The organism is Psychroflexus sediminis, from assembly GCF_900099815.1.
GTDB classification, from domain to species: domain Bacteria; phylum Bacteroidota; class Bacteroidia; order Flavobacteriales; family Flavobacteriaceae; genus Psychroflexus; species Psychroflexus sediminis.
Map to the genome: position 1 here is coordinate 118,080 of NZ_FNCW01000002.1, position 24,959 is coordinate 143,038.

Here is a 24,959-nt window from a genome sequence, read left to right on the forward strand (position 1 = left end):
TATAATTTAATACACATTAATATGAATATACTCCATATAACAGAAGACTTTAGTCTAGATAGTGGAGGGTTACGTACAGTGATTAATGACTTAAGTAATAATCTTAACAATCTTCAGAATATAAATTCATATATTTTATCATCACAACAAGAAAAAGGAGATAATATAGAACTTGTAAGTGATGCAAAAGGTAAGCCTTGGCTTTATTCAGTCCAATGGAATAAAAAGCTTGTAGATTTAATTTTAAAAAAAAACATAAATATTCTACATATACATGGAGTCTGGATGTACCCTCAGTATAAAGCAGCTAAATTTGCTCTGAAACATAATATACCCTTTATTCTTTCTCCCCACGGAATGTATGAGCCTTGGCTTTGGACAAAAGGGAGGTTGAAAAAAAGTGCATATTTTAATCTCCTAGTTAAATCTCTATTTTCGAAAGCATCAAGAATACACGCTATCACCTCGGCTGAAAAAAATAATTTAAAGCCGCTTTTTCCTCAATCTGACTTTGTTGAAATACCAAACTTAATAAGTTTTGAATTGTCAAATTGCATAAATGATTCAACAGAGAAATATTTGCTGTATGTGGGTAGATTACATGAAAAAAAAGGCATCAAATTATTGATTAGTTCATTTTCTAAATTAAAAGTGAATGATTTAATTTTAAAAATTGCAGGAGAATTTAATGATTATAAAATTGAGTTAGTCAAATTAATAGAGAAATTGGACTTACAAAAAAAGGTCCAGTTTCTTGGATTAGTCACTGGTGAAGAAAAGATGAAACTGTTTAAGGATGCTTATGTGTTTGTAGCTCCATCTTATTCAGAAGTGGTAGGGATGGTTAATCTAGAGGCAGCCTCACAAAAAACACCTGTAATCACAACCCATCAAACTGGCCTTAAAAGGGAGTGGAATGTAAATGGAGGTATTTTGATTAATCCAAATCAAAAAGAGCTCACGTCAGCTCTTGAAGAGGCAGCTTCCTGGAGCAAAGAGCAAAGAGATATCAATGGTGAAAGACTTTATAATTTTGTAAAACAAAATTATTCTTGGGAACATAGACTTCAAGATTGGGTTAGCATTTATTCAGATATAATAAAAGAAAAATGATTTTTGAATTAGATAAATTTCAACTCCCTCCAAATTTTAGGGGCAGATCTAAATGGACTGTACAATTATGGTGGTTAGTGTATGCACTTCTTTTTAAACCATCTCCTCAGGTCTTTTATGGTTGGCGACGGTTTCTGCTCCGAAGTTTTGGAGCCCAGATTGGAAAAAAAGTGATTATAAGACCATCAGCCCAAATCACTTACCCCTGGAAAGTGACAATTGGAGATTATAGTTGGATAGGGGATGAAGTAGTTTTATACTCATTAGGTGAGATTGAAATTGGAAATAATACCGTTATTTCTCAACGGAGTTATATTTGTACTGGTTCACATGATTATGATAAAATAGATTTTCCTATTTATGCAAAAAAAATATTAATTACAGATGGATGTTGGTTAGCCACTGATGTCTTTGTAGCCCCAGATGTAACAATTAAAAAAGGAACAGTTGTAGGTGCTAGAAGTTCAGTGTTTAAAAATTTAGATGAATTTTCAGTTTACGCAGGTTCACCAGCTAAATTTATAAGAATACGAAAGATTGAGTAAAAATATACTAATAGTCGGAATTAATTATTATCCTGAAGATAGTGCTATAGGCTTATACACTACTCAAAAAGCAGAATATTTAGTAGAAAATGGCTTTGAAGTAACAGTTATTACAGGATTTCCATACTATCCTCAGTGGAAAATTCAGGATAAATACAATAAAAGGCCATTATTTTTAAGTGAAACTATTAATGGCGTGAAAGTTTTAAGGGTAAAACAATACGTGCCAAGTAATCCAAGTTTTATAAAACGCATACTTCACCTTCTCAGTTTTACTTTAGGTAGTCTAATTAATTTATTTAAGACTTTTAAACCGGATGTGGTTATTACAATTATACCTTTTACAACTTCGGTATTTCTCGGGTGGCTTTTAAAAATCAGATATAAGTCAAAATTATGGGTGCATATTCAAGATTTTGAATTTGATGCAGCTTTAGATTCTGGTTTAATGAAAAAAAAATCAAATAATATTTTTAAGTCATTATTATGGGTAGAAAGGAAATTGCTGAATAAAGCAGATGTAGTTTCTACAATTAGCCACGCCATGCTTAGCAAGCTAAAGAATAAAACAAGAGTAAGCACATATTACCTGACAAACTGGATTGATGTTTCATTATTTTCATCAGTAAACAACAATAGTCATCCATATTTAAGCTCAGAAAAATTTAAAATTTTATATTCAGGTAATATAGGAGCAAAACAAGACTGGAATCTTTTTTTCAATTTTCTAAGTGAACTACGTGGTGTCGATAATATAGAAGTGATAGTCGTAGGTGAGGGCGCTGAAAAAGATAGAGTTGTTAAAGGACTAAAGGAATTTAGTTTTGCTAAACACTTTAATTTAGTGCCTTATTCTGAATTACCTTCATTACTTTCAAGTGCAGATGTTCACATTCTTTTTCAAAAAACTGATGTTATTGATACTGTTATGCCTTCTAAGTTGTTAGGTATGATGGCTAGCGGGAAACCTTCAATAATTACGGGAAACTTAAAAAGTGAAGTAGCTAGTGTACTCAAAGAATCAAAAGGGGGATATTATTTAGATGGAGAATCAGTACAAGAAATAACTCAGTATGTAAAATATCTAAAGGAAAATAAAGAGTTAAGCAGTGAGCTGGGAGCTTATGCAAAAACTTACGTTAAAGAAATTTTTTCTAAAGATGAAGTTTTAAAAAAATTCAAGAATGAAATTGAAAATATATCTTAAGTTTTAGTGAATGGTCTTTCTAGCTTTTATTCGTAATACTATAGAAAAAATTTAATCATACTAAAGGTTTCAAATAATTTCCTTCAGTTCATATTTTAACATCAAAAACCTATATTTTTGACTCCTTAAAATAAATTCAATTTTTAGTAACTAATATTTTGAGTTATTTTAGAAACTCAAAACTTAACCCCACCTTATGAAAATAGCAGTCATCGGAACAGGCTACATCGGCCTGGTGACAGGAACCTGTTTAGCAGAAAATGGTAATGAAGTCCTTTGTGTCGATATCGATCAAGACAAAGTAGATAAGATGAGAGCTGGTGTCGTTCCAATCTATGAACCTCATTTGGATGTGCTGTTTGATAGAAATATTGAAGCAGGTCGGTTGAACTTTACCACTAACTTAAAAGAAGGTCTGGACTTTGGCGAGGTGATTTTCCTGGCTTTACCGACTCCGGAAGATGGGGATGGCTCTGCGGATTTAAAATACGTCCTGGGCGTGGCTAAAGAAATTGGTGAATACATCACCTCCTATAAAGTGATTGTTGATAAAAGCACGGTCCCTGTGGGAACTGCAGATCTCGTACATTCTACAATTGCCAAAGCCTGTAAAACAAACTTTGATGTGGTGTCCAACCCCGAATTCCTAAGAGAGGGTTTTGCGGTGAACGATTTCCTAAAACCAGAACGTATTGTGATTGGCTCTAGTAGCGAGAAAGCGATCGAAATCATGCAGCGCTTGTATCAGCCTTTCGTGAGATCTGGTAATCCTATCATCATCATGGATGAAAAGTCAGCTGAGCTGACTAAATACGCCTCCAATTCGTTTTTGGCGACCAAAATCACCTTTATGAATGAAATCGCGAATTACTGTCAAAAAGTTGGCGCAGATGTGGATAAAGTCAGAATTGGAATGGGAACGGACTCCAGAATAGGAAAACGCTTTCTATTTCCAGGCATAGGCTATGGGGGCTCTTGCTTCCCTAAAGATGTCAAGGCACTGCATAAATCTGGAAAAGACATCAACTACGACTTCAAAATTTTAGAGGCTGTCGTAGACGTCAATGAAAGGCAAAAAACGATCTTATACCCGGAAATCTCTTCATTTTTTGATGGGGATTTAAAAGGTAAAACCATTGCCATTTGGGGACTGGCATTTAAGCCGGAAACCGATGATATTCGCGAAGCCCCAGCCTTGTATATGATTGACAAATTATTGGAAGCAGGCGCTAAGGTGAAAGCTTTTGATCCTGAAGCTATGGATAATGTGGAGCAAAAGTATGGCGATAAAATAGGTTTTGGTAAAGACATGTATGAAGTGACAGAAGGCGCAGATGCATTACTGATTTGTACAGAATGGAGTATTTTTAGAACACCAGACTACAAGCGCTTAAAATCAAATTTAAAGCAGCCTGTTATTTTCGATGGTCGAAATTTATATCCAACGGTGGAGCTAGCTAAAGAAGGAATACACTATATTTCCATAGGAAGACAAAAAGTGTAAGTGTTTTTATAAGATTCACGGAGAAGTTAACTGCATAGTTTCGGAGTTCAACTCTAAAACTGTGCAGTTTTTTATTCCATAAAAGTTTTAGCGCTCATATGCTTAAATCTTATAACTTTGTATGTAGAACAAATTAGTAGTCCTATATAATCAATCCATAATGAAAAAAATTTTAATTACTGGTGCTGCCGGATTTTTGGGGTCTCACCTTTGCGATAAGTTTATTGATGAAGGCTTTAAGGTGATTGGTATGGATAACCTCATCACAGGAGATCTTAAGAACATCGAGCATCTTTTTAAACTGGATAATTTTGAGTTTTACCACCATGACGTTAGTAAATTTGTTCATGTGGCTGATGAGTTAGATTATATTCTCCATTTTGCTTCACCGGCAAGTCCCATAGATTATTTAAAGATACCCATTCAGACCCTCAAAGTGGGGTCTTTAGGGACCCATAATTTACTGGGTTTAGCCAAAGCCAAAGACGCACGGCTCTTAATCGCCTCCACAAGCGAGGTATATGGGGATCCTTTGGTTCATCCCCAAACCGAAGATTACTACGGAAATGTCAACACGATCGGCCCCAGAGGAGTTTATGATGAAGCCAAACGCTTCCAGGAGTCTATGACCATGGCGTACCATCGGTTTCATGGACTGGAGACCAGGATTGTCAGGATTTTCAATACTTACGGTCCCCGCATGCGTCTTAATGACGGTCGGGTGATTCCGGCTTTTATCGGTCAGGCGCTAAGAGGAGAAGACCTCACTGTTTTTGGAGATGGTTCCCAGACCCGTTCCTTTTGCTATGTCGACGACCAGGTGGAAGGTATTTATAAACTTTTGCTGAGCGATTATGCCGAACCGGTTAATATTGGGAATCCGTATGAAATCTCTATTTTAGACTTTGCTGAAGAAATCATCAAATTGACAGGGACCGAGCAGAAAATCGTTTTTAAACCTCTTCCGAAAGATGATCCGATGCAACGGCAACCCGATATCACCAGAGCTAAATCGATATTGGGCTGGGAACCTAAAGTGAATAGGGAAGAAGGTATGAAACTGACGTACGACTATTTCAAATCGCTTTCCAAAGAAGAATTACAAAGAAGCGAACATAAAGACTTTTCAGTTCATAACAGGAAATAATATATGGCCAGAACAGGACGATATTCCACTTATATCAGACCGGCATCCTATCTGATAGATTTAGCAGTTCTCATTTTTTTCGCCTCCCAATTTAAGTTTGGGCTGGAAATGAATATAATCTTCTTTTCTTATGTGACTGTGTCGTGGATACTTCTATCCCTTTACTCTAATTTTTATGAGGTTTACAGATATACCAAATTTGTAAAGATAGCCTCGCTTACGTTTTTTCAGGGCGTTCTATTTACTTTGCTTGTATTTGGTTTTTTTGGTTATTTCTACCAGTTTGGAAGAGACCCGAATCGAATATTTCTTTATCTGGGCAAGTCATTTGCAGTTATATTTTTAATTAAAGTCTCTCTTCATGTTTTTTTAAAAAAATACCGTGAGGGTCTTGGTGGTAATTTCAGAACAACCATTATTATAGGAGACTCTCCCAAGAGCCAGCAGTTAAAATCTTTCTTTGATGATAACCCTGAATACGGCTATCAATGTCAGAAGCTTTTTAAAATCAGATCCAATTCCAATATTGAAAGCATACATAAGTTCGTTTTGGAAAATGAAGTCGATGAGATTTACTGTTCGATGGCAAAGCTCACTAATGAACAGATCAATTCTATAATAAAATTTGCGGATAACAATCTGAAAGTTCTCAAGTTTTTACCGGATAACAAAGATGTGTATTCGAGAAAATTGAACTATGAGTATTATGGTTATCTGCCGATACTCTCACTTAGGAAAATTCCGATAGATATACCTGTGAATAGATTTTTAAAACGGTTTTTTGATATCCTCTTAAGCTTAGGGGTGATCGTTTTTATCTTATCATGGCTAACCCCTTTGATAGCGATTTGTATAAAAATCGAAAGCAAAGGAGCCGTATTTTTTAAGCAAAAGCGCAATGGACTGGATTACGAGGAATTTTACTGCTATAAATTCAGGTCGATGAAACCTAATCCGGAGGCCGATCTCCATCAGGCCAATAAAAACGATAAACGGATTACTAAAATCGGTAAATTTATGCGTAAAACGAGTATCGACGAATTGCCTCAGTTTTTTAATGTGTTTAAAGGGGATATGAGTGTGGTGGGACCAAGACCTCATATGGTAAGCCATACGCATAACTTTGCAGAAAACGTAGACAAATTTATGGTGAGACATTTCATTAAACCGGGAATTACCGGTCTTGCTCAGGTTAGTGGTTACAGGGGTGAAGTGGAAACCGATCAGGATATCATCAACAGGGTGAAATATGATATTTTTTACCTGGAAAACTGGTCCTTGCTCTTGGATATAAAGATTATTTTTCAAACCGTTATGAATGCTGTTAAAGGCGAGAAAAAAGCGTACTAATGTCAGATTTGGTCTCTATAATCACGCCCGTTTATAATGCTGAAAAATACATTAAAGAGACCTTAACATCAGTTAGAAACCAAACTCATGAACATTGGGAACATATTCTGGTCGACGATGGTTCATCGGACCAGTCGCTTAAACGCATAGAAGAATTTTCGAAAACAGAGCCCAGAATCAGATTAATCAAATTGCCTGAAAATAGCGGTCCTGCAGTCGCCAGAAATAAGGCTATAAGCCTGGCTAAAGGAAGATACCTCGCTTTTTTGGATGCCGATGATATTTGGTTCGACTTTCACCTGAAGGACTCTTTAAAGGTCATGAAAACAAAAGACTATGCTTTTGTTTTTGCTTCCTATAAAAGATCTGACGAAGATTTAAATTTTGTATACCCAGATTTTGAAGTTCCCTCAAAAGTGTCCTATACCGATATTTTAAAGTCAAATTCCATAAGCTGTCTCACGGCTGTAGTTGATATTCATAAATTGGGTAAAAAAGAAATGCCTCTTATACGTAAGCGTCAGGACATGGGGCTATGGTTGAAATACCTCAAGGAAACACAATATGCTCACGGTATAAAACAACCTCATGCCATCTACAGAATACGAGAAAATTCGCTTTCGAGAAATAAATTCAACCTTATAAAATACCAGTGGGAATTTTATAGGAAGGTCGAGAATATCAATGCTTTAAGGTCTTTATACTATATAACACTGTGGACATATTTAGGGTATAAAAAATATAAAAAATAAGCTTCTTAATTACTTCTTAATTTCTCAAATTAGATATATATTGCTAGCCTTCCAATCTGAGTAAATGAAGTCACTTTATATCATTATAATCTGTTTTATTTTTAGCCTGTCCTCATATGGATATCATCCTGAAATAGATAGCTTAAAAGCCGAGTTAAAAACTACAAAAGTTGATACGATCCGGGTTCGCCTTCTCAATGAAATCGCTTTTGAATTTATAGACGTAAGCTATGACAGCATATTACCTTATGCTCAAAAAGCGCTTAATTTATCTAATAAAATAAAATTTCCCAAAGGGAAAGGCATAGCCCTAAAAAACCAATCCATCTACTACTTCTATGCAGGCGACCAGACTGAAAGCAGAGAAAAAATGGAAGAAGCTATTCTCATTTTTAAGAAAATACAGTCTGATCTTTTAGTGGCCAAAGCTTATCAAAGCTATGGCGTATTGCTCAAAAGTTATGGAGCTACCGATAAGGCTATAGAAAAATACCAACGGGCAATACATTATTTCAGAAAAATTAAAAATGAAACCGGGACAGCAGATAACCTTATAAACCTGGGCAATGTATACCAGAACCAGGGTGATTTTGACAAGGCTTTGCAGGTATTTTCAGAAGCGAGAGGAATCAATGAAAATCTTAAAGACCTTCGCATAAAAGCCAGTATTCTTTCCGGAGAAGGACTTATTGCGGAAAAAAAAGGAGAGTTCGATAGAGCTGTTAAAAAACTATCTGAAAGTCTTGAACTCTTCAAAGAACTGGAGGTTCCCAGAATGGTACTTGGGATGTATAACAACCTGGCCAACATTGCCAGAAAACAAGGAAATTACTTAAAGTCTATTGAATATTTCGAAAACGCCTTGATCACTGCCGAGGATATAAATAATCCAAGATTGCAAGGTATAATCCTAAATAATTTGGCTAATTCTTATTTGGATATCAACGACGACGATAAAGCAGCTTCTTTATACAGACAGGCAATTGATTTAATAAAAGGCATAGATAAATCTACTTACGCAAGCTTATTGTCCAATTTGGCGATTATCCAAACCAATAAAAAGCAGTATGATAAAGCCCTGAAATCATTGGACTCAGCACTTACTATTTATCGGGATCAGGGCAATAAAATTTATGTTGCCAATACCTTATCTAATATAGCAAACAATCACCTCAAACTGGAAAATATTTCAGAAGCCAAGAACTTTTATAAAGAAGCCAAACTTATAGCCGAAGAAATGGATGATAAATATACCTGTACATCCATTTATAACGGTTTAGGAGAAGTTTGTCTGAAAGAAAAAAAATTAGACTCAGCCTATTTCTATGCTAAAAAAGCATATGCTATTTCCAAAGAAATAGAAGCTTTACCTGAAGAATATGCTGCTTCGGAATTGCTCTATAACATTTCAAAATCTAAAGGGGATGCTTCTGAAGCCCTGAAACATATTGAAATATTTACAAAGCTTAAGGACAGTCTCTTCGATGAAGAAAAAAGCAAAGCTCTAGGCAAACTTGAAGCAGAATTAGGCTTCAAAAGTCTTAAAGAGCAAATGGAACTGGAAAAAGAAAAACAAAATTTAGAAAATGAGTTTAAGGTTGGTCAAAGGGAAAATTTTATCATTGGACTTAGCATTTCCTCTATTGCTTTAATTCTCGTCGTTATTTTATTACTTTATATTAAGAAGAATAAATCCAGAACAAATCATTTGCTCAATCTTAAAAACAAAGAGATTGAAACACAAAACATTAAACTAAGGGAATCCAATCTTCAAAAAAATAAGCTCTTTTCAATCATTTCTCATGATTTAAGAAGTCCGGTGAATAGCTTAAGTCAGATTTTCGACATGTATGTATCTGGACAAGTTTCTGAAGAAGAATTCAAAGAATGGGTGCCGGAAATCAATAAAAACATAACTTCTACACGGCTCTTAATAGACAATCTCCTGAAATGGGCCAGTGAATCTCTTCATGAATCTCAGGTGAACAAAACAGAATTTTTTGTTCGCGAAGAGATAGAAAATATGGAAGACTTTTTTAACTCAGCTTTAAAAGAGAAAAATCTGATTTTGAATAATAAAGTTTCAAAACAGTTTACAATGTATATGGATGCTAACGCCTTTAAACTGGTGATTAGAAATATTATTTCCAATGCGATCAAATTCTGTAATTCCGGCGATGAAATTTCGATTTCAGCAACTACACAGGATGATTTTAACAGGATTTGTATTCAGGATACTGGAGTGGGCATGGACCAGGATAAAGCACGGATGTTGTTTACGAACTCATCGATTATCTCATCTATTGGCACTCAAAATGAAGATGGGAAAGGCATAGGCACCATGCTTTGTAGAACATATGTTGAAGAAAATGGTGGACTCATCTGGGTGGATTATTCCGAAGAAAACAGCGGCACCAGAATTTGTTTCGAAGTTCCGGTAAAAAGCGACTTTATTTAGCTTTTAGCATTAATTTATAGGCTATTTGAAAATTTCAAGAGTTTCATTTCTTAAATTTGATGAAACTCCTTGAAAATGCATGATTTCACAGCAACTTACACCGATTTATATCAAATCAATATGGCTCAGGTTTACTTTCAGCAAGGTAAACATGAGCATAAGGCCGTTTTTGATTACTTTTTCAGAAAACTCCCTTTTGAAGGAGGATATGCTGTTTTTGCGGGTTTAGAGACCTTACTGGAGGTTTTAGAAGATTTTAAATTCTCGGATGATGATTTAGAGTTCCTAAAAGACCAGGGATTAGACTCTGAATTCCTGAACTATCTCAAGGGCTTTAGATTTGAAGGTAATATCATCAGTGCTACAGAAGGAGATATTGTTTTCCCCACCCGACCCGTCTTACAAGTTGAAGCCAATATGGTCGAAGCTCAATTGATAGAAACCATTTTACTCAATATTCTCAATTTCCAGACCCTGGTGGCGACTAAAGCAAGCCGCATCAGAAAATCTGCCGGAGAGCAAATGCTCATCGATTTTGGAATGCGGCGCGCGCAAAGTACCGGGGCCTATCATGCCAGCAGAGCAGCTTTTATTGGCGGCTTTGAAGCGACCAGTAATGTGGTTGCGGGTAAAGATTTTAACATCCCGATTTCGGGAACCATGGCCCACTCTTTTGTTCAAAGTTATGATGACGAGCTTACTGCATTTCGGGATTTTGCAAATAGCCACCCAGAAAATACGATCTTGCTCATAGATACTTACGACACGCTTAAAATTGGTTTGCCCAACGCAATTACCGTAGGCAAAGAAATGAAATCGCGAGGTGAAGAATTAAAAGGGGTTCGTTTGGATAGCGGCGATTTGTCTTATCTCGCCAAAAAATGTAGAAAAGCTTTTGATGAAGCTGGATTGGAGCACGTGAAAATCGCTGCTTCCAATCAATTAGACGAATATGTCATTAGGAGCTTGAAAGAGCAAAAGGGGCCGATAGATGTTTTTGGTGTGGGTACTAATCTGGTTATTGGTGATCCCGATGCGGCTCTGGATGGGGTTTATAAACTGGCTTTTGCGAATGATAAGCCGCGGATTAAACTTTCAGAAAACCTGGCCAAACTTACCCTGCCCCACAAAAAGCAAGTCTATAGACTAAGAAATTCTGAAGGTAAACTAACCGGTGCTGACGCTGTCACTTTAAGAGATGAAACAGATATCAAACATATGAATCACCCGTTTGATGTTTCAAAATCCCTGAGTTTCAAGAATTGCAATGAAGAAGCTTTATTGCATTATGTGATGAAAGATGGAATACGAACAGAGCCTCCTAAAAGATTAGAAGATATCAAAGTTTATTCGAGAAAGCGGCTTGCTGAATTTTCAGAAGAATTTCAGCGTTTCGAAAACCCACACCTCTATAAAATTGGAATTTCAGATCAACTGCTTAAAGAACGAGAGGCACTGAGAAATCATTACAAAAATAAAGACGCATGAAAACCTTACTCATCGTAGACGCCCAACTCGATTTTATGCCCGGTGGCGGCTTGCCCGTGGAAAACGGAGATCAAATCATATCTCACATCAACTTGATTCAGTCTCAGTACGACCTGGTGTTAGCCACACAAGACTGGCATCTACAGCATCATATGAGTTTTGCCTCCAATCACGATAATTTCAAGCCATTTCAGGACAAAGAAATCGATGGTTACCAGCAAACTCTATGGCCAGACCACTGTGTACAAGGCACTGAAGGCTCAGAATTTCACCCCAACATGCGGACCAATTGCTTAGAAGCCATTTTCAGAAAAGGTACCGATCCCAACATCGATAGTTATAGTGCTTTTTACGACAACCATCATAAAAAATCTACCGGACTTGCGGGCTATCTTAGAGATAAAGGCTGCGAAAGCTTAGACATCTGTGGACTTGCGGGCGATATTTGTGTGTATTTCACCATCAAAGATGCGCTCAAAGAAGGTTTTGAAGTGAGAGTTATGGAAAAAGCAACCAAATCTTTAGACCAGGATAGGTTTAATCAGCAGAAAGAAGAACTAAAAGCAGAAGGGGTTGTATTTGTTTGATTTTTATTAAAGTCAGTGTAGGGTGATTGCTTAGGGTTTTTTCAGGTGATAAATCAACCTCAAATTTAAAACCCAGATTAGCACAAATTATCAGATAGCGGCAGTGATTGTTTCTTTTGAATTTGCCGCTGCTAAATGTAAAGGCTGCCGATATCCAGCTTCATACTTGTTTTTCACTTTATGTAGCGCCCGAAGTTTAAGGTTTCGCCTGAAGCCGGCGTGAAGTTTAGGTGTAAGGGGATGGGAATTAGAGTTTAGGATTTTTATTTTTTGTTTACCTCAGATATTTTAATTGTTGACCAGCCCGCCTGACTGACGCTAGTCGGGCAGGTTGACCAGTTGACCACTCTTTGTTCTATTTTCTTTTCTACTTGTTTTTCATTTCAAATTTTTATTTTCGACTAACGACTAACGACTAACGACTAACGACTAACGACTAACGACTAACGACTAACGACTAACGACTAACGACTCACGACCTGCCTTTGCCAAGGAAACGCAGGCAGGCTCACCACCTGCCTTTGCCAGGGAAACGCAGGCAGGCTCATGACTTCTGCAATTTCTTGATCATCTTTTGAATCCTGTCGCTGAGTTTTTCAGATGACAATTTTTCCCTAAGCCGGTCGGTGATGATAGGAAACGAAAAAGGAGTTGGTTTCTGACAGGATTTCCAGGTAATCTCCTGAGTGGCAATGCGCTCCAAAGCCTTTTGCAAACGCCCCTGCTCCAGAGAATGTTCAAAGGTTTCTGTAAAGGCTTGTTGATACAATGGATTGTCAGGGTCAAAATCTTTAAAAACGTCGAAAATCAATTGGGAGCTGGATTGTAAATGTTTGTTTTTAATCAATTTGTTGGGGTAGCCCGTAAACACCAGGCCGGCAATCACGGCAATATCTCTAAATTTCCGTCTGGCCATTTCGGTTGCGTTTAGACTTTTGGATAAATCATCCAAAAGATACTCTGCTGTAAACAAATCATTATCCAGAACCGCCTGCATATCCACGGGCTGGTCAGACAACAGTTCAAACCCATAATCATTGAAGGCCAGTGAAAACGAAATCGGCGATAACAAACTGATGCGATAAGCCAGCAAACTTCCCATGGCTTCGTGTACAAACCGACCTTCAAACGGATAGAAAATATGATGATAGCCATCCCGGGTCTTAAAGGTTTCAATCAAAAACTGATGAGGTTTTGGAACGATCGATTCTAAATTCTGGCGTTCAAAAATCGGTTCCAGTGCTTTCAGTTCCGGGCTCTTTCCTTCAGCATCACTATTGTAAAGTTCCTCTCTCAAAAGTTCACTCATTTGAGACGTCAAGGTCAATCGGCCGCCCATCCAGCTCGGTACTTTGGACGTTTTGGACTTGGATTTTCTTACCAGTACTTGCATTTGCTTAATCCTGACCAATTCCAGATTCCGACCAGCAAAGGTGAACACATCCCCGGGTTTCAATTTGGATATAAACCATTCTTCAATAGAACCAATAAAGCCGCCAGTCATGTATTTTACGCTCAGCACGGCATCACTCACAATCGTACCGATTTGCAGACGGTGCCGCATGGCAATGCCTTTTCGGTTAACTTTATAGCGTCCATCGTCTTCAATGTCTACTTTTCTGTATTCATCGTAAGTTTGAAGTGCTTCCCCACCTTTAGTGATAAAATTGAGCGCCCAAACCCATTGATCTTCGCTCAGGGTCTGGAAACAAAAGGTCGATTGGATTTCTGGTAAAATGTCTTTGGGATAAAATCCATCAGATACCGCCAGAGTGGTCAGGTATTGAACCAATACATCAAAACTATTGAGGTAAGGCAACCTGTCTTCAACTACTTTGCTTTCTACTGCCTTTTGCAGGGCAGAAGCTTCAATCAACTCGATGGCGTGGGTGGGCAGGAAGTAAATCACACTGGTTTTCCCGGGCTGATGCCCACTTCTTCCGGCGCGTTGTAAGAAGCGTGCAACTCCTTTTGGGCCTCCAATCTGTATGATGGTTTCTACAGGCGCAAAGTCAACGCCCAGGTCCAAGCTGGAGGTGCAAACCACAGCTTTAAGGCTTTCATTTCTGATGGCGCCTTCCACCCAAAGCCGGGTGTCTTTGTTGATACTGCCGTGATGCATGGCCAGTTCTCCGGCAAATTCCGGATGTTTTTCCAAAATCTTCTGGAACCAAATTTCACATTGAGATCGGGTATTGGTAAACAATAGAGTGGTTTTGGAAGCCTTGATGATGGGTATGACGTCTTCCAGCAAATGCAAGCCCAGATGCCCGCGCCAGGGAAATTTATCCATGGTTTCAGGAATGATACTCTGGACATGGATATTCTTCTCCAAATCAGCTTTGATTAAAGTGGAATTATCCAATATTTTTGGGTTGACGCCCAGAAGTACCTCTCGGGCCTGTTCCAAATTACCAATCGTAGCAGAAATTCCCCAAATTCTTAAATCAGGATTGATGGTTTTAAACCTGGAAAGGGCCAATTCCATTTGCACGCCGCGCTTGGTGCCCAGCAATTCGTGCCACTCATCCACGACAATGGCCTGGCAATCTCTAAAGGTTTTAGGGTAGTCTTTGGAAGCCAGCAGCAGTTGCAGGCTTTCCGGAGTCGTGACCAAAAGATCCGGCATGTTGCGTTTTTGCCTGGCTCGTTCGTTTTGAGGTGTATCACCCGTTCGAATACCAATTGTCATATCGAGATCCAGATCGGTGATGAGTTGCTCGGCGGCCTGTTGTATTTCAATAGAAAGGGCGCGAAGTGGTGTGATCCAAACCGCCTTCAGACTCGAAGTTTTACGTTTTTGCTGAGCCTTTAGCTTTAGGATGTCCAGAAAAATAGGCACCCAAAGGGCGTAGGTTTTTCCACTACCGGTCGGCGCATTTAATAAGCCATGTTTACCTTCAGCATAAGCCTGCCAGGTTTCGGTTTGGAACTCAAAGGGCGTCCAGCCTTTGGCAGCAAACCAGTTTGCAAATAGTGAAATATCTGGAGATTTCGACATACTTACAAACATAAGTATATTTAAAATCAAGTTGTATCTCTGCCAGTATCAAAACGCCTCTTTAATCAGAGATAAGATTCAAACTCAGTTTCTTCCAGAAGGGGAGACTCCCGCTGAACAGGTTTTTAAAAATAAATTACCTTTACATTTATTTTAAACTTAACTCGCATGAAATACTGTTTCCTTTTTTTAGCTCTGTTGACTGTTCAGGCAAGTTTTTCGCAAAGCGAACTCGAGACCTTACCGGAATTTAATATCTTCACTTTGGAGGGGGAGTCCTTTAATCAGGATGATATCAAAACGGGCAGTTCCAGTTATTTTATATATTATGATCCTTCCTGCGGGCATTGTGTAAGAGCTTTTAAAGTCCTGAATCTCAAATCAGAGCAGCTCAAAAATGCGGATGTTCAGATTTACACAGTTTCTGCAGGCACAGATTATCAGACCCTTACGTTTTTTGAGGAAATCGCTCCACGGCTTAAAACCCTTGACAATCTCCACATTTTAAAAGACAGAGATTATGCCTTTGCCGATATATTCTTTGTCGGACTATTCCCAAGTGGATATTTATACGATGAAGAAAACAAACTCGTCAAAACCTATGAAGGCGAAGCTGAAGCGGTTCTTTTTTTAAACGATTTGCCTGAATAGAGAGGAAGCTAAAGCTTTAACCTCTTTTTTTTCTATGATGTATTTGAAAGTATGCCTATGAAAAGCATACAAGTAAGTATTTAAGCTTTCAAAAGTTTAACAGAAGTATCTTAGGTCAACCCTGCGAGAGTTTCAAACCCTTGCAGGGCTTTTTGATTATTAACCAGTCGACTTCTTATAAATCTTTTTATTTCCTAAAGTTTAGAAATATATCTAGCTCAATAGATTCAAAAAGTGAATAAAGTAATCTAATTTAGATTTAAGTTGTCGATAAAGTTATAATTTTTTGCTCTTATATAGCTTTTCTTTATATTAAAAAAGTGAACTTCAGTTCTGACCCAGTTCATACACAGGAAAACTTAATCAATAAGTATTCTACCCAAACCAATTTGGTATATATTATTGTATTGCTTAGCCTTGTCGGGTTGTTGGTTTCCCTGCCTTTTATTAAAATAGATATCACTGCGCAAAGCAGAGGTATTGTAAGGAGTGAAATGGAAGATATTCCGCTTTTTTCTGTAGTAAGTGGAAGGATTGAATACATAGATCTTAAAAATAACCAACATGTCAATCTGGGTGATACTCTTCTTATCGTGGCCAAAGACATAATAGATGTCCAAAAAAAAATTCAGGAACAACTAAAGGATACTGATAGCCTGCTCTATGTAGATTATAATCACGCCATTAGTTCCCAAAAAGATTCTATTGAAACTACAACTGTTCTGGAAGATTATATACAATATGAAGCCAGTCTAAATGAACTTAAAACCAGAGAAGAACAATCACGCGCTAACTTTAATCGATATAAAATTCTTTATGAAAAAGGGGTGATTGCAAAAATGGAATACGAACACTATTTATACAAACTCCGCCAAGACCAGAGGGCCTTATCTGCTTTAAAAAAAAGGCAAATAGCCGACTGGGAATTTCAGAAAAGAAACCTCCTTGAAAAACTTCAACAACAAAAAGGAAGTCTGGAAAGACTAGATGCTGAAGAAGAAAATTACTTTATCACTGCTCCAGAAAAAGGAACTATAGATCGTTTTGTCGGTTTACAGGAACATTCTTTTATTATGCCACAACAAGCTATAGCTTACTTGTCTCCAGACAACATATTAATTGTAGAAAATATGGTAAGTCCTCGGGATATTGGACTTATCAAAATAGGACAAGAGGTGAAATTCCAGTTAGATGCTTTCAATTACAACCAATGGGGTCTCTTAACTGGTAAAGTATATGACATCGCTCAAAATGTGACTATCGAAAACGAAAAAGTGTTTTTTAGAGTTCGCTCAGAGTTAGACGAGACGACATTAAGCCTAAAAAACGGGTATGCCGCTTCTATAAGTAAAGGAATGACTCTTACCTCCAGGTTTATTATTACTGAAAGAAGTCTTTATGATTTGATTTTTGATAAAGTAGATGATTGGCTTAATCCAAAATTAATGACCCAATATGGCATCCTTACAAATTAAACAACATGATATAAAAGACTGCGGAGCAGCTTGCTTAGCTTCTATTGGCAACCATTATAACGTCAATCTGCCCATAGCTAGAATAAGACAAATCGCTCATACAGATAAACGTGGCACCAATGTTTTGGGCATGATAGAAGCTGCCGAAAAAATGGGCTTTACCGCAAAAGGGGTAAAAGGAGGGCTGGATGCTTTAGACCAAATACCTTTACCTGCTGTTGCTCATGTTGTTTTAAAAAATCAACTGCAACATTATGTGGTTATCTATAAAGTTTCCCTGAAAGGGGAAGGGAAACTAAAAGTCATGGATCCTGGTCTTGGTAAGTTTAAAACCTATACTGCCAGGGAGTTTCAGGAAATATGGAGCGGAGTTCTCATTTTATTTGCCAAAAGCAACGACTTTAAAATCTATAATGAACAAATTTCACCCATCAAACGTTTTTATGACTTAATACATCCTCATAAATCTATTCTTTTTCAGGCTTTATTTGGTGCTATTGTATTTACGCTTCTTGGATTAGCCATGTCTATTTATATTCAGAAAATAACGGACTATGTACTGGTTGAAGGCAATAGAAATTTATTGAATCTTTTGAGTTTTGGAATGATCGGGATTATTTTACTAAGGCTTTTTGTAGGAGCATCCAAAAGTATAATTGTACTCAAAACAGGACAAATCATAGATACCAAACTTATTTTGGGATACTATAAGCACTTGCTCAAACTTCCACAAACCTTTTTTGATACCATGCAGATTGGAGAAATCACTTCTCGGGTTAGCGATGCCGTAAAAATAAGAGCCTTTATAAACGATGTCGCCATAGATATGGTAGTCAACATCTTTATTGTGGTCTTTTCCTTTGGGCTGATGTTTACCTTTTACTGGAAACTGGCATTAGTCATCTTACTCGTCATCCCACTTTATATTATCATTTATGCCATCATGAACTACTTCAACAAAAAGGTGGAACGGCGAATGATGGAAAATGCGGCTTCACTGGAAACGCAACTTGTGGAAAGTCTAAGCAATATAAGAACCGTAAAAGAATTTGGAATTGAAGGTTACTCTAATATTAAAACCGAAAACCGATTTGTAAAGCTATTATTTACCACCTATACCTCTGGATTAAACTCTGTATTTGCAGGTAGCTCCACACAGTTTATAGCGTCTATTTTTACGGTAATTTTGATGTGGGTGGGGGCAGGTTATGTGATTGACCAGGAAATTACCCCGGGAGAACTGTTCTCGTTTTATGCCTTAATAGGCTACTTTACAGGCCCTATCGCTTCGCTTATTGGCATGAACAAAACCATACAAAATGCCCTTATAGCTTCAGACCGTCTTTTTGAAATCATGGATTTGGAACGCGAGGAAACGACGCATAAATCCCATTTACCCAAAGAAGAAGTAGGCGATATTCGGTTTGAAAATGTAAGCTTTAGATACGGTTCCAGGGTGCAAGTCTTTGAAAATTTCTCATGCCACTTCCCTAAAAATCAAACGACCGCCATCGTGGGTGAAAGCGGTTGCGGAAAAACGACACTCATTTCTTTAATACAAGCCTTATATCCTCTAAAGGAAGGAAAAATTTATATAGGAAATTTTGACTTAAATTATGTAAGTAAAGAATCCTTAAGAAAAAGTATAGGTGTTATCCCGCAAGAACTCAAATTATTTACAGGAACAATTATAGAAAACATTGCTTTAGGTGAAGAATTCACCAACATGCAACGTGTTTTAACTTTGTCTAAAGAGCTAGGGATAAATGAATTTGTAGAAAAACTACCCATGGGTTTTGAAACCCAGGTTGGGGAAAATGGAGCTATGCTTTCTGGCGGACAAAAACAACGTATAGCTATAGCACGTGCCTTATATAAAGATCCTGCTATTTTGCTTATGGACGAAGCTACTTCAGCGTTAGATACAACTTCAGAAGAAGTGGTACAAACTGCAATAGAAAATTTTAAAACCGATAATAAAACCGTTATAGTAATTGCTCACCGCTTAAGCACTATACAAAATGCAGACCGTATTTTGGTAATGAAAGGCGGGGAAATAAAAGAAGAAGGAAATCACAAAGACTTAATAAGCTATAAAGGTTTGTACTATGAACTTTGGGAAAAACAAAGCTTAGTTTGATAAGCGGAGTTGTTCTAGACTTAATTGTAATTCCCTGATGAGATGATCTTTATCTTTGATGCGCTCCTCATATAAATCAATAATTTTTAAAAGTTGGTCTTTGCTTTCTTGCTGAAAGCTGGGCATTCGTTGTAGGTATGCGGTAAGGTTTTCTTTACTGGCTTGGGTAAATTGGTATTTAATACCTGTTTCTAATAAGTCTTCAAGTTCTACTTCTAGGATCTCTGCAATTTTGAATAAACGCTCTACACTGAGTTTAGTTTGATTGCGTTCAATTTTAGAATAAGCAGCCTGACTTATATCTAAACAAATGGCCATATAATCATGTGAATAGTATTTATTCTTTCTTACACGTTCAATATTTTTTAACACCTTTATGATTTCCATAAGTGATAAAGTTTTTATTAAAAGTAATGAAATATTATATAAAGTAATGGAAGGCAACAAGTTAACCTTTTAATTTTATATTATCAAAATATCTCGAGAAAAACTTTTGATGCGATTAAAGTAATTTATTAACTTAAATCTTAGAAATCATGAATTTAAAAAATTTAAATGTGACTGAGCTGAGCACTCAGGAAGTTCAAGAAACTGAAGGAGGGTTTTTTGGAGAATGGGGCTCTGTCCTATTTGATCTTTATTATGGTAATGGTGCTGGTTGGGTACATTACAAATGTGGTGAAGCATGGAATAGAAGGCATAATGATATAGATGCTTCGCTCAACACAGGCGTTCAAGCTTAATTTTTTTAAATTGAATAAGGTTTGAAGCAATTTGGTTTTTGTTTTCCATACCAAATTGCTTTTTCTTTTTACTCTTAATTTTTAATAGTTAAAATTCTATAATTATTTACTGGATTCTTCATTTAAATGCCTTATAAAAATTCACATATTAAAGGTTGGGTCAGAGTTCTATTTGTCATAATAGCTTACCTTTTTGTAGGAAATGTGTTTAAATTAATAGGTGTTGTAGTGGCGGGTATTGATATGTATACACAATTTAATCAAGCCACTATATTACAATTGCTCACAGTTACTTTTTTTGATTTTATAGGAATTGTAGCTGTTCTGTTTCTTTTTTTAAAAATAATTGATAAAGAGTCCTTTATCGGTATTGGATTATGTTTAAGAAATAGATCTGTTGATATTCTCATAGGGATATTAATAGGTTTCTTTACAATGAGTTTGGGTATATTAGCTTTGATATCAATTGATGCTATAAGTTACAAAGGAGTCAATTTAGACCTATATGAACTATGCTATATGTTTTTTCTTTATATTATAGTTGCTCTAAAGGAGGAATTATTGTATCGGGCTTATATTTTACGTAATTTGATGTATTCTTTCAACAAATATAAAGCCTTACTTATATCTGCTGTTTTGTTTGCTTTAATGCATAGTATGAATTCAAATTTATCTGTTTTAACATTTATAAATATTTTTTTAGGAGGGATTATGCTAGGGCTACCGTACATGTTAAATAAAAATTTATGGTTCCCAATAACTCTTCATTTTAGTTGGAATTTTTTTCAATCTTTATTCGGTGTTAATGCTGGAGATGCCCCATATTCTTTATTTGTATTCCAGAAATCTGGAAGTGGCATGATAAATATTGGTGAATCTTACTTTGAACAGCCTCTTTTGTTTACCCTGATGTATATGGTTTTGATTATCGCTATATATATCTGGTATCGTAAAAAGCAGGCTTCAACCCATGCAACAGAGTAAAAATTATCTAAGAACGATTAATATTCAAAATGATGATACATTATTCAAGAGTGTTGAGGTAAAAATTCTTATCTATTTGATTATGTATGTTCTTAAAGATTTAGACTCGGTCCAAAAATTTTTAGCTTGGTTGGTTTTATAACTGTGATTGGGTAAGGATCTAGAGAGATGAGTAATTAGAATCAGCAATATTTTTAATAAAAATTATATGTTTAAGAAATCGGAAAGTTTTCTAATTTTATTATCAATTCTGTTAATAAGCTTATTGATAATCTATACTTTAGGTAAGTACTTGGGCCGATATTTATAGGGTCTACGATTTTAAATTATTAATGAAATCGAACAGAATTCTAGCCTATAACTTTAAAAAGTGATGTGCTTATTTAACTTATCTGCATAAAAATATCTTATCTACTTGATTATGTATGTTCTTAAAGAGTTAGACTCGGTTCAAAATTTTTTAGCCTATTTGGTTGGTTTTATAACGGATATACGGGATGGAGTTTTAGAAGCGATCGAAGAACATAATTCAAATTAAAAAGTTATGACAAGAGAACAGATTAAACCATTAATTTACCTATTATCAAGCATTTTAGGGATATTATTATATTTAAGTATAGCGGATATATCATATGATTTTGGTAAAGAACTAGGGGTTTATTTATGCTCTCTCCAAAAGTAAAAATGTGTTTATAAATCAAATGCAACTGAGCTTACTCAGCAAGAACAAAGGAATATTAATGGAGGTGCTTGGTGGATAGTTGTAGCAGCTTGCATAACTGCAGTTAATGAATTAGGTGATATTGCCTACAATATAGGATACGACATAGGTGAGTCTATGGTTAAAAATCAATAGTTTTATTATACCGTAATAATGAGAAGTTACAACGGTATGTTTTAACATTAATAAATTTAATTATGGAAGTGAAATTTGATTCTATTTATGAAACTGTTCTATTTTATATTTTTGTTCTGATAATTCTTATTAATTCGATCGGTAACATTATGTATGAATTAGGAAAAACATTGGGGAGAGGCTTAATAGATTAGTTTTCAAACTTAATCCCCCTAGTTATTATTTTTTTTTAATCTTTATGTCAACCCTGCGAGAGTTTTAAACTCTTACAGGGTTTTCTTGGTCAAAAAACTCCCATTACCGGCGATATTTTCTCGCAGGGCATTACTTCATTCTATAAAACACCTTAAAATAATCCTTTCCACTAGACCTATCATAACATTCTATCAAAATTGGCTATTGTTAAAATTCAGTGCTTTAATTTTGAAGACTATAATGAATATTATGAAATGGGTCATGCAATTTTAATTACGAACTGAATTGTTTGTGAGAGAATGGTATCTGACTCATTGAGAAAAAAACGAACAGATGAAAGGAGTATTATTAGTCAATTTAGGTTCGCCCAAATCCACCGATCCCAAAGATGTGAAAACTTACCTGGGAGAGTTTTTGATGGACGAGCGCGTCATAGATGTACCCAAATTTTTCAGAACTATTCTCGTTAAGGGGATTGTGTTGAATACAAGACCCAAAAAATCTGCAGAAGCCTATGCCAAAATTTGGTGGAAGGAAGGTTCGCCGCTTATTGTATTATCAGAGCGCCTTCAGAAGGGAGTTGATGAGCATACGAGTGTCCCTATTTCTCTGGCCATGCGTTACGGACAGCCGACTATAAAATCAGGTTTACAGGAACTTCATGACCAGGGCGTAGATGAGGTGTTGCTGGTTCCTTTATATCCTCAGTTTGCTATGGCAACCACGGAAACCATTTTGGTGCTGGCCGAAGAATTAAGACGCGAACACTTTCCGGAAATGTCGTTTACCACTTTACCCCCATTTTATAACCATCCCGACTATGTGACGGTTTTATCCAGAAGCATCGGAGAAAAACTGGATGAATTTGATTATGATCACCTGTTGTTTAGTTATCATGGAGTTCCTGAGCGACACATCAGAAAAAGTGACATCACCAATTCGCATTGTAAGATCGACGGGTCCTGTTGTCAGACCCCTTCCAAAGCCCATCAGTTTTGCTACAGGCACCAGTGTTTTGAGACCACACGCGGAGTGGCAAAAACCTTAGGCCTTAAAGAAGGAACTTACAGCACCTCCTTTCAATCTCGATTGGGATTCGACCCGTGGCTAAGGCCTTACACCGACAGAACCGTTGAGAAATTAGGATTGGAAGGCACCAAAAAATTGGCGGTGGTTTCTCCAGCCTTTGTTTCGGATTGCTTAGAAACTTTAGAAGAGATCAATATGGAAGCTCGCGAGATATTTGAGGAGTCCGGAGGTGATGATTTTATGTTTATTCCTTGCTTAAATGATCGTGAAGACTGGGTTAAAACCATGAGCCGATGGATCGACGAATGGGCTCATCAAAACGAAAAGGTAAACGCATAAATACATGAATAGAGCCAATTCAGATGAATTAGGTAAAAAGCCTATTGGCAAGCTTCTAATACAGCAGGCTGTTCCTGCATCCATAGGAATCCTGGTGATGTCCATCAATATTTTAGTGGACACTATTTTTGTAGGAAACTGGATTGGTTCCACGGCTATTGCGGCGATTAATGTCGTTTTACCCGTCTCCTTTTTCATTGCTGCTTTGGGGATGGCCATTGGAATTGGCGGATCTTCTATCATTTCTCGAGCCCTTGGAGCAAATGATGATAAGAAAGCTTTAAAAACCTTTGGAAACCAGATCACCATTACACTTTTGGTAACCATCAGCATGGTGGTGGTTGGTTTGACTTTTATCGATGAACTGATTCCGGCCTTTGGAGGCAAAGGTGAAATTTTTGCTCCTGCCAAAATTTACTACAGAGTTGTTCTTTACGGAGTTCCTGTTTTGGCTTTAGCCATGATGGGAAACACAGTGATACGGGCTGAAGGCAAACCCAAATTTGCCATGGTGGCTATGATTATTCCATCGGTTGGAAATCTCATCATGGATTACGTTTTTATCAATGTTTTAGATTATGGGATGTTAGGAGCAGCATGGGCCACAACAGGTTCCTATATTTTATGTATGGGGTATATCCTCTGGTTTTTTCTTTCCAAAAATTCAGAGTTGAAGATTCGGTTTTCTGATTTTGGAATTGATTTCAGTATCTTAAAGGAGATGGGCGCTTTAGGTTTTGTAACGCTTTCTCGACAAGCTGTGGTGAGTGTCATCTATCTTCTTTTGAATAATATTCTTTTTGAACTCGGAGGTGAATCCTCGGTAGCGGTTTATGCCATCGTCGCTCGAATGCTCATGTTTGCCTTATTTCCTGTACTTGGAGTTACCCAGGGATTTCTGCCTATCGCAGGGTATAATTATGGGGCAAATTATTATGAACGCGTTAGAGAAAGCATCAATAAAGCTATACTTTACGCCTCAGGTGTTGCCATTTTAGTGTTTGCAGTGATCATGATATTTCCTGAAGAAATAGCTTCTGTTTTCACTCGGGACCAGCAGGTTATCAGGGACACGCCAAGTGCTATGCGCTGGGTCTTTGCGGCAATCCCCATAATTTCTATACAACTCATTGGGAGCGCCTATTTTCAGGCCATTGGCAAAGCTGTTCCTGCCCTTCTTCTTACCATATCACGCCAGGGGATTGCTTTTATACCGCTGATATTAATTTTGCCGAAATACTATGGCGAACTGGGGGTTTGGATTTCTTTTCCTCTGGCGGACCTTTTGTCTACCATCGTCACCGGGTATTTTTTGAGGAGAGAAGTAAAATCAACGCTGATCACAAGCGATGAAACCAAAGAAGTAGAAACATCTTAGCGAACAAAGTCTTTTAG

The 24,959-nt window shown here is 36.9% G+C and carries 19 protein-coding genes; 17 read left to right on the forward strand and 2 right to left on the reverse strand.

Annotation, left to right across the window (positions count from 1 at the left end):
* The first annotated feature begins 21 nt into the window (after positions 1-21).
* From BLP81_RS02020 to pncA, 10 genes are all read left to right on the forward strand, one after another.
* Positions 22-1,113, forward strand: a complete 1,092-nt coding sequence (locus BLP81_RS02020; protein WP_093365028.1) for a glycosyltransferase — start codon at positions 22-24, stop codon at positions 1,111-1,113.
* On the forward strand, positions 1,110-1,658 hold the full coding sequence (locus BLP81_RS02025; RefSeq protein WP_093365030.1) for a putative colanic acid biosynthesis acetyltransferase: 549 nt from the start codon (positions 1,110-1,112) through the stop codon (positions 1,656-1,658). The genes BLP81_RS02020 and BLP81_RS02025 overlap by 4 nt, the downstream gene beginning before the upstream one ends.
* The gene (locus BLP81_RS02030) at positions 1,651-2,865 is read left to right on the forward strand and encodes a WcaI family glycosyltransferase (protein ID WP_093365032.1); all 1,215 of its coding nucleotides are present in this window, start codon (positions 1,651-1,653) and stop codon (positions 2,863-2,865) included. Before BLP81_RS02025 ends, BLP81_RS02030 begins: the two co-directional genes overlap by 8 nt.
* A 196-nt stretch (positions 2,866-3,061) precedes the next feature.
* The gene (locus BLP81_RS02035; protein WP_093365033.1) at positions 3,062-4,369 is read left to right on the forward strand and encodes a UDP-glucose dehydrogenase family protein; all 1,308 of its coding nucleotides are present in this window, start codon (positions 3,062-3,064) and stop codon (positions 4,367-4,369) included.
* Positions 4,370-4,529: 160 nt separating this feature from the next.
* Entirely contained in the window at positions 4,530-5,516 is a 987-nt protein-coding gene (locus BLP81_RS02040; protein WP_093365035.1) for a UDP-glucuronic acid decarboxylase family protein, read from the forward strand.
* A gap of 3 nt (positions 5,517-5,519) precedes the next feature.
* The gene (locus tag BLP81_RS02045) at positions 5,520-6,866 is read left to right on the forward strand and encodes an undecaprenyl-phosphate glucose phosphotransferase (RefSeq protein WP_093365038.1); all 1,347 of its coding nucleotides are present in this window, start codon (positions 5,520-5,522) and stop codon (positions 6,864-6,866) included.
* The gene (locus BLP81_RS02050; protein ID WP_093365041.1) at positions 6,866-7,618 is read left to right on the forward strand and encodes a glycosyltransferase family 2 protein; all 753 of its coding nucleotides are present in this window, start codon (positions 6,866-6,868) and stop codon (positions 7,616-7,618) included. The genes BLP81_RS02045 and BLP81_RS02050 overlap by 1 nt, the downstream gene beginning before the upstream one ends.
* Positions 7,619-7,682: 64 nt before the next feature.
* Positions 7,683-10,076, forward strand: a complete 2,394-nt coding sequence (locus tag BLP81_RS02055; protein ID WP_093365045.1) for a tetratricopeptide repeat protein — start codon at positions 7,683-7,685, stop codon at positions 10,074-10,076.
* Positions 10,077-10,151: 75 nt separating this feature from the next.
* The gene (locus tag BLP81_RS02060; RefSeq protein ID WP_093365048.1) at positions 10,152-11,564 is read left to right on the forward strand and encodes a nicotinate phosphoribosyltransferase; all 1,413 of its coding nucleotides are present in this window, start codon (positions 10,152-10,154) and stop codon (positions 11,562-11,564) included.
* Positions 11,561-12,151, forward strand: coding sequence for a bifunctional nicotinamidase/pyrazinamidase (pncA, locus tag BLP81_RS02065; protein ID WP_093365050.1), 591 nt, complete (start codon positions 11,561-11,563; stop codon positions 12,149-12,151). The genes BLP81_RS02060 and pncA overlap by 4 nt, the downstream gene beginning before the upstream one ends.
* Positions 12,152-12,695: 544 nt before the next feature.
* Here the strand turns inward: pncA and BLP81_RS02070 are convergent.
* Entirely contained in the window at positions 12,696-15,152 is a 2,457-nt protein-coding gene (locus tag BLP81_RS02070) for a ligase-associated DNA damage response DEXH box helicase (RefSeq protein WP_093365052.1), read from the reverse strand.
* A 168-nt stretch (positions 15,153-15,320) separates the two neighbouring features.
* On the opposite strand from BLP81_RS02070, the gene BLP81_RS02075 reads away from it, so the two are divergent.
* The 3 genes from BLP81_RS02075 to BLP81_RS02085 all read left to right on the forward strand — a co-directional run bounded on the left by BLP81_RS02075 (position 15,321) and on the right by BLP81_RS02085 (position 19,418).
* Complete coding sequence (locus BLP81_RS02075) at positions 15,321-15,803, forward strand: TlpA family protein disulfide reductase (RefSeq protein WP_093365056.1); 483 nt, start codon at positions 15,321-15,323, stop codon at positions 15,801-15,803.
* A 320-nt stretch (positions 15,804-16,123) separates the two neighbouring features.
* The gene (locus tag BLP81_RS02080) at positions 16,124-17,278 is read left to right on the forward strand and encodes an HlyD family secretion protein (protein WP_093365058.1); all 1,155 of its coding nucleotides are present in this window, start codon (positions 16,124-16,126) and stop codon (positions 17,276-17,278) included.
* Positions 17,259-19,418 carry a peptidase domain-containing ABC transporter gene (locus BLP81_RS02085; RefSeq protein ID WP_093365061.1) on the forward strand — a complete coding sequence of 720 codons (2,160 nt, stop codon included), beginning with the start codon at positions 17,259-17,261 and terminating at the stop codon, positions 19,416-19,418. Before BLP81_RS02080 ends, BLP81_RS02085 begins: the two co-directional genes overlap by 20 nt.
* On the opposite strand, the gene BLP81_RS02090 is transcribed toward BLP81_RS02085, so the two are convergent.
* The gene (locus BLP81_RS02090) at positions 19,410-19,805 is read right to left on the reverse strand and encodes a helix-turn-helix domain-containing protein (RefSeq protein WP_093365064.1); all 396 of its coding nucleotides are present in this window, start codon (positions 19,803-19,805) and stop codon (positions 19,410-19,412) included. The genes BLP81_RS02085 and BLP81_RS02090 overlap by 9 nt on opposite strands.
* 170 nt (positions 19,806-19,975) lie before the next feature.
* Here BLP81_RS02090 and BLP81_RS13580 point away from each other — a divergent pair, with 170 nt between their 5' ends.
* The 4 genes from BLP81_RS13580 (at position 19,976) to BLP81_RS02110 (ending at position 24,942) form a co-directional block, all read left to right on the forward strand.
* Positions 19,976-20,161: a hypothetical protein gene (locus BLP81_RS13580; protein WP_176752667.1), complete on the forward strand. Its 186-nt coding sequence runs from the start codon at positions 19,976-19,978 to the stop codon at positions 20,159-20,161.
* A 126-nt stretch (positions 20,162-20,287) separates the two neighbouring features.
* Positions 20,288-21,145 carry a CPBP family intramembrane glutamic endopeptidase gene (locus BLP81_RS02100; RefSeq protein WP_093365070.1) on the forward strand — a complete coding sequence of 286 codons (858 nt, stop codon included), beginning with the start codon at positions 20,288-20,290 and terminating at the stop codon, positions 21,143-21,145.
* 1,384 nt (positions 21,146-22,529) lie between these two features.
* Complete coding sequence (gene hemH / locus BLP81_RS02105) at positions 22,530-23,564, forward strand: ferrochelatase (RefSeq protein ID WP_093365074.1); 1,035 nt, start codon at positions 22,530-22,532, stop codon at positions 23,562-23,564.
* A 4-nt stretch (positions 23,565-23,568) separates the two neighbouring features.
* Entirely contained in the window at positions 23,569-24,942 is a 1,374-nt protein-coding gene (locus BLP81_RS02110; RefSeq protein WP_093365077.1) for an MATE family efflux transporter, read from the forward strand.
* Positions 24,943-24,959: the final 17 nt, after the last annotated feature.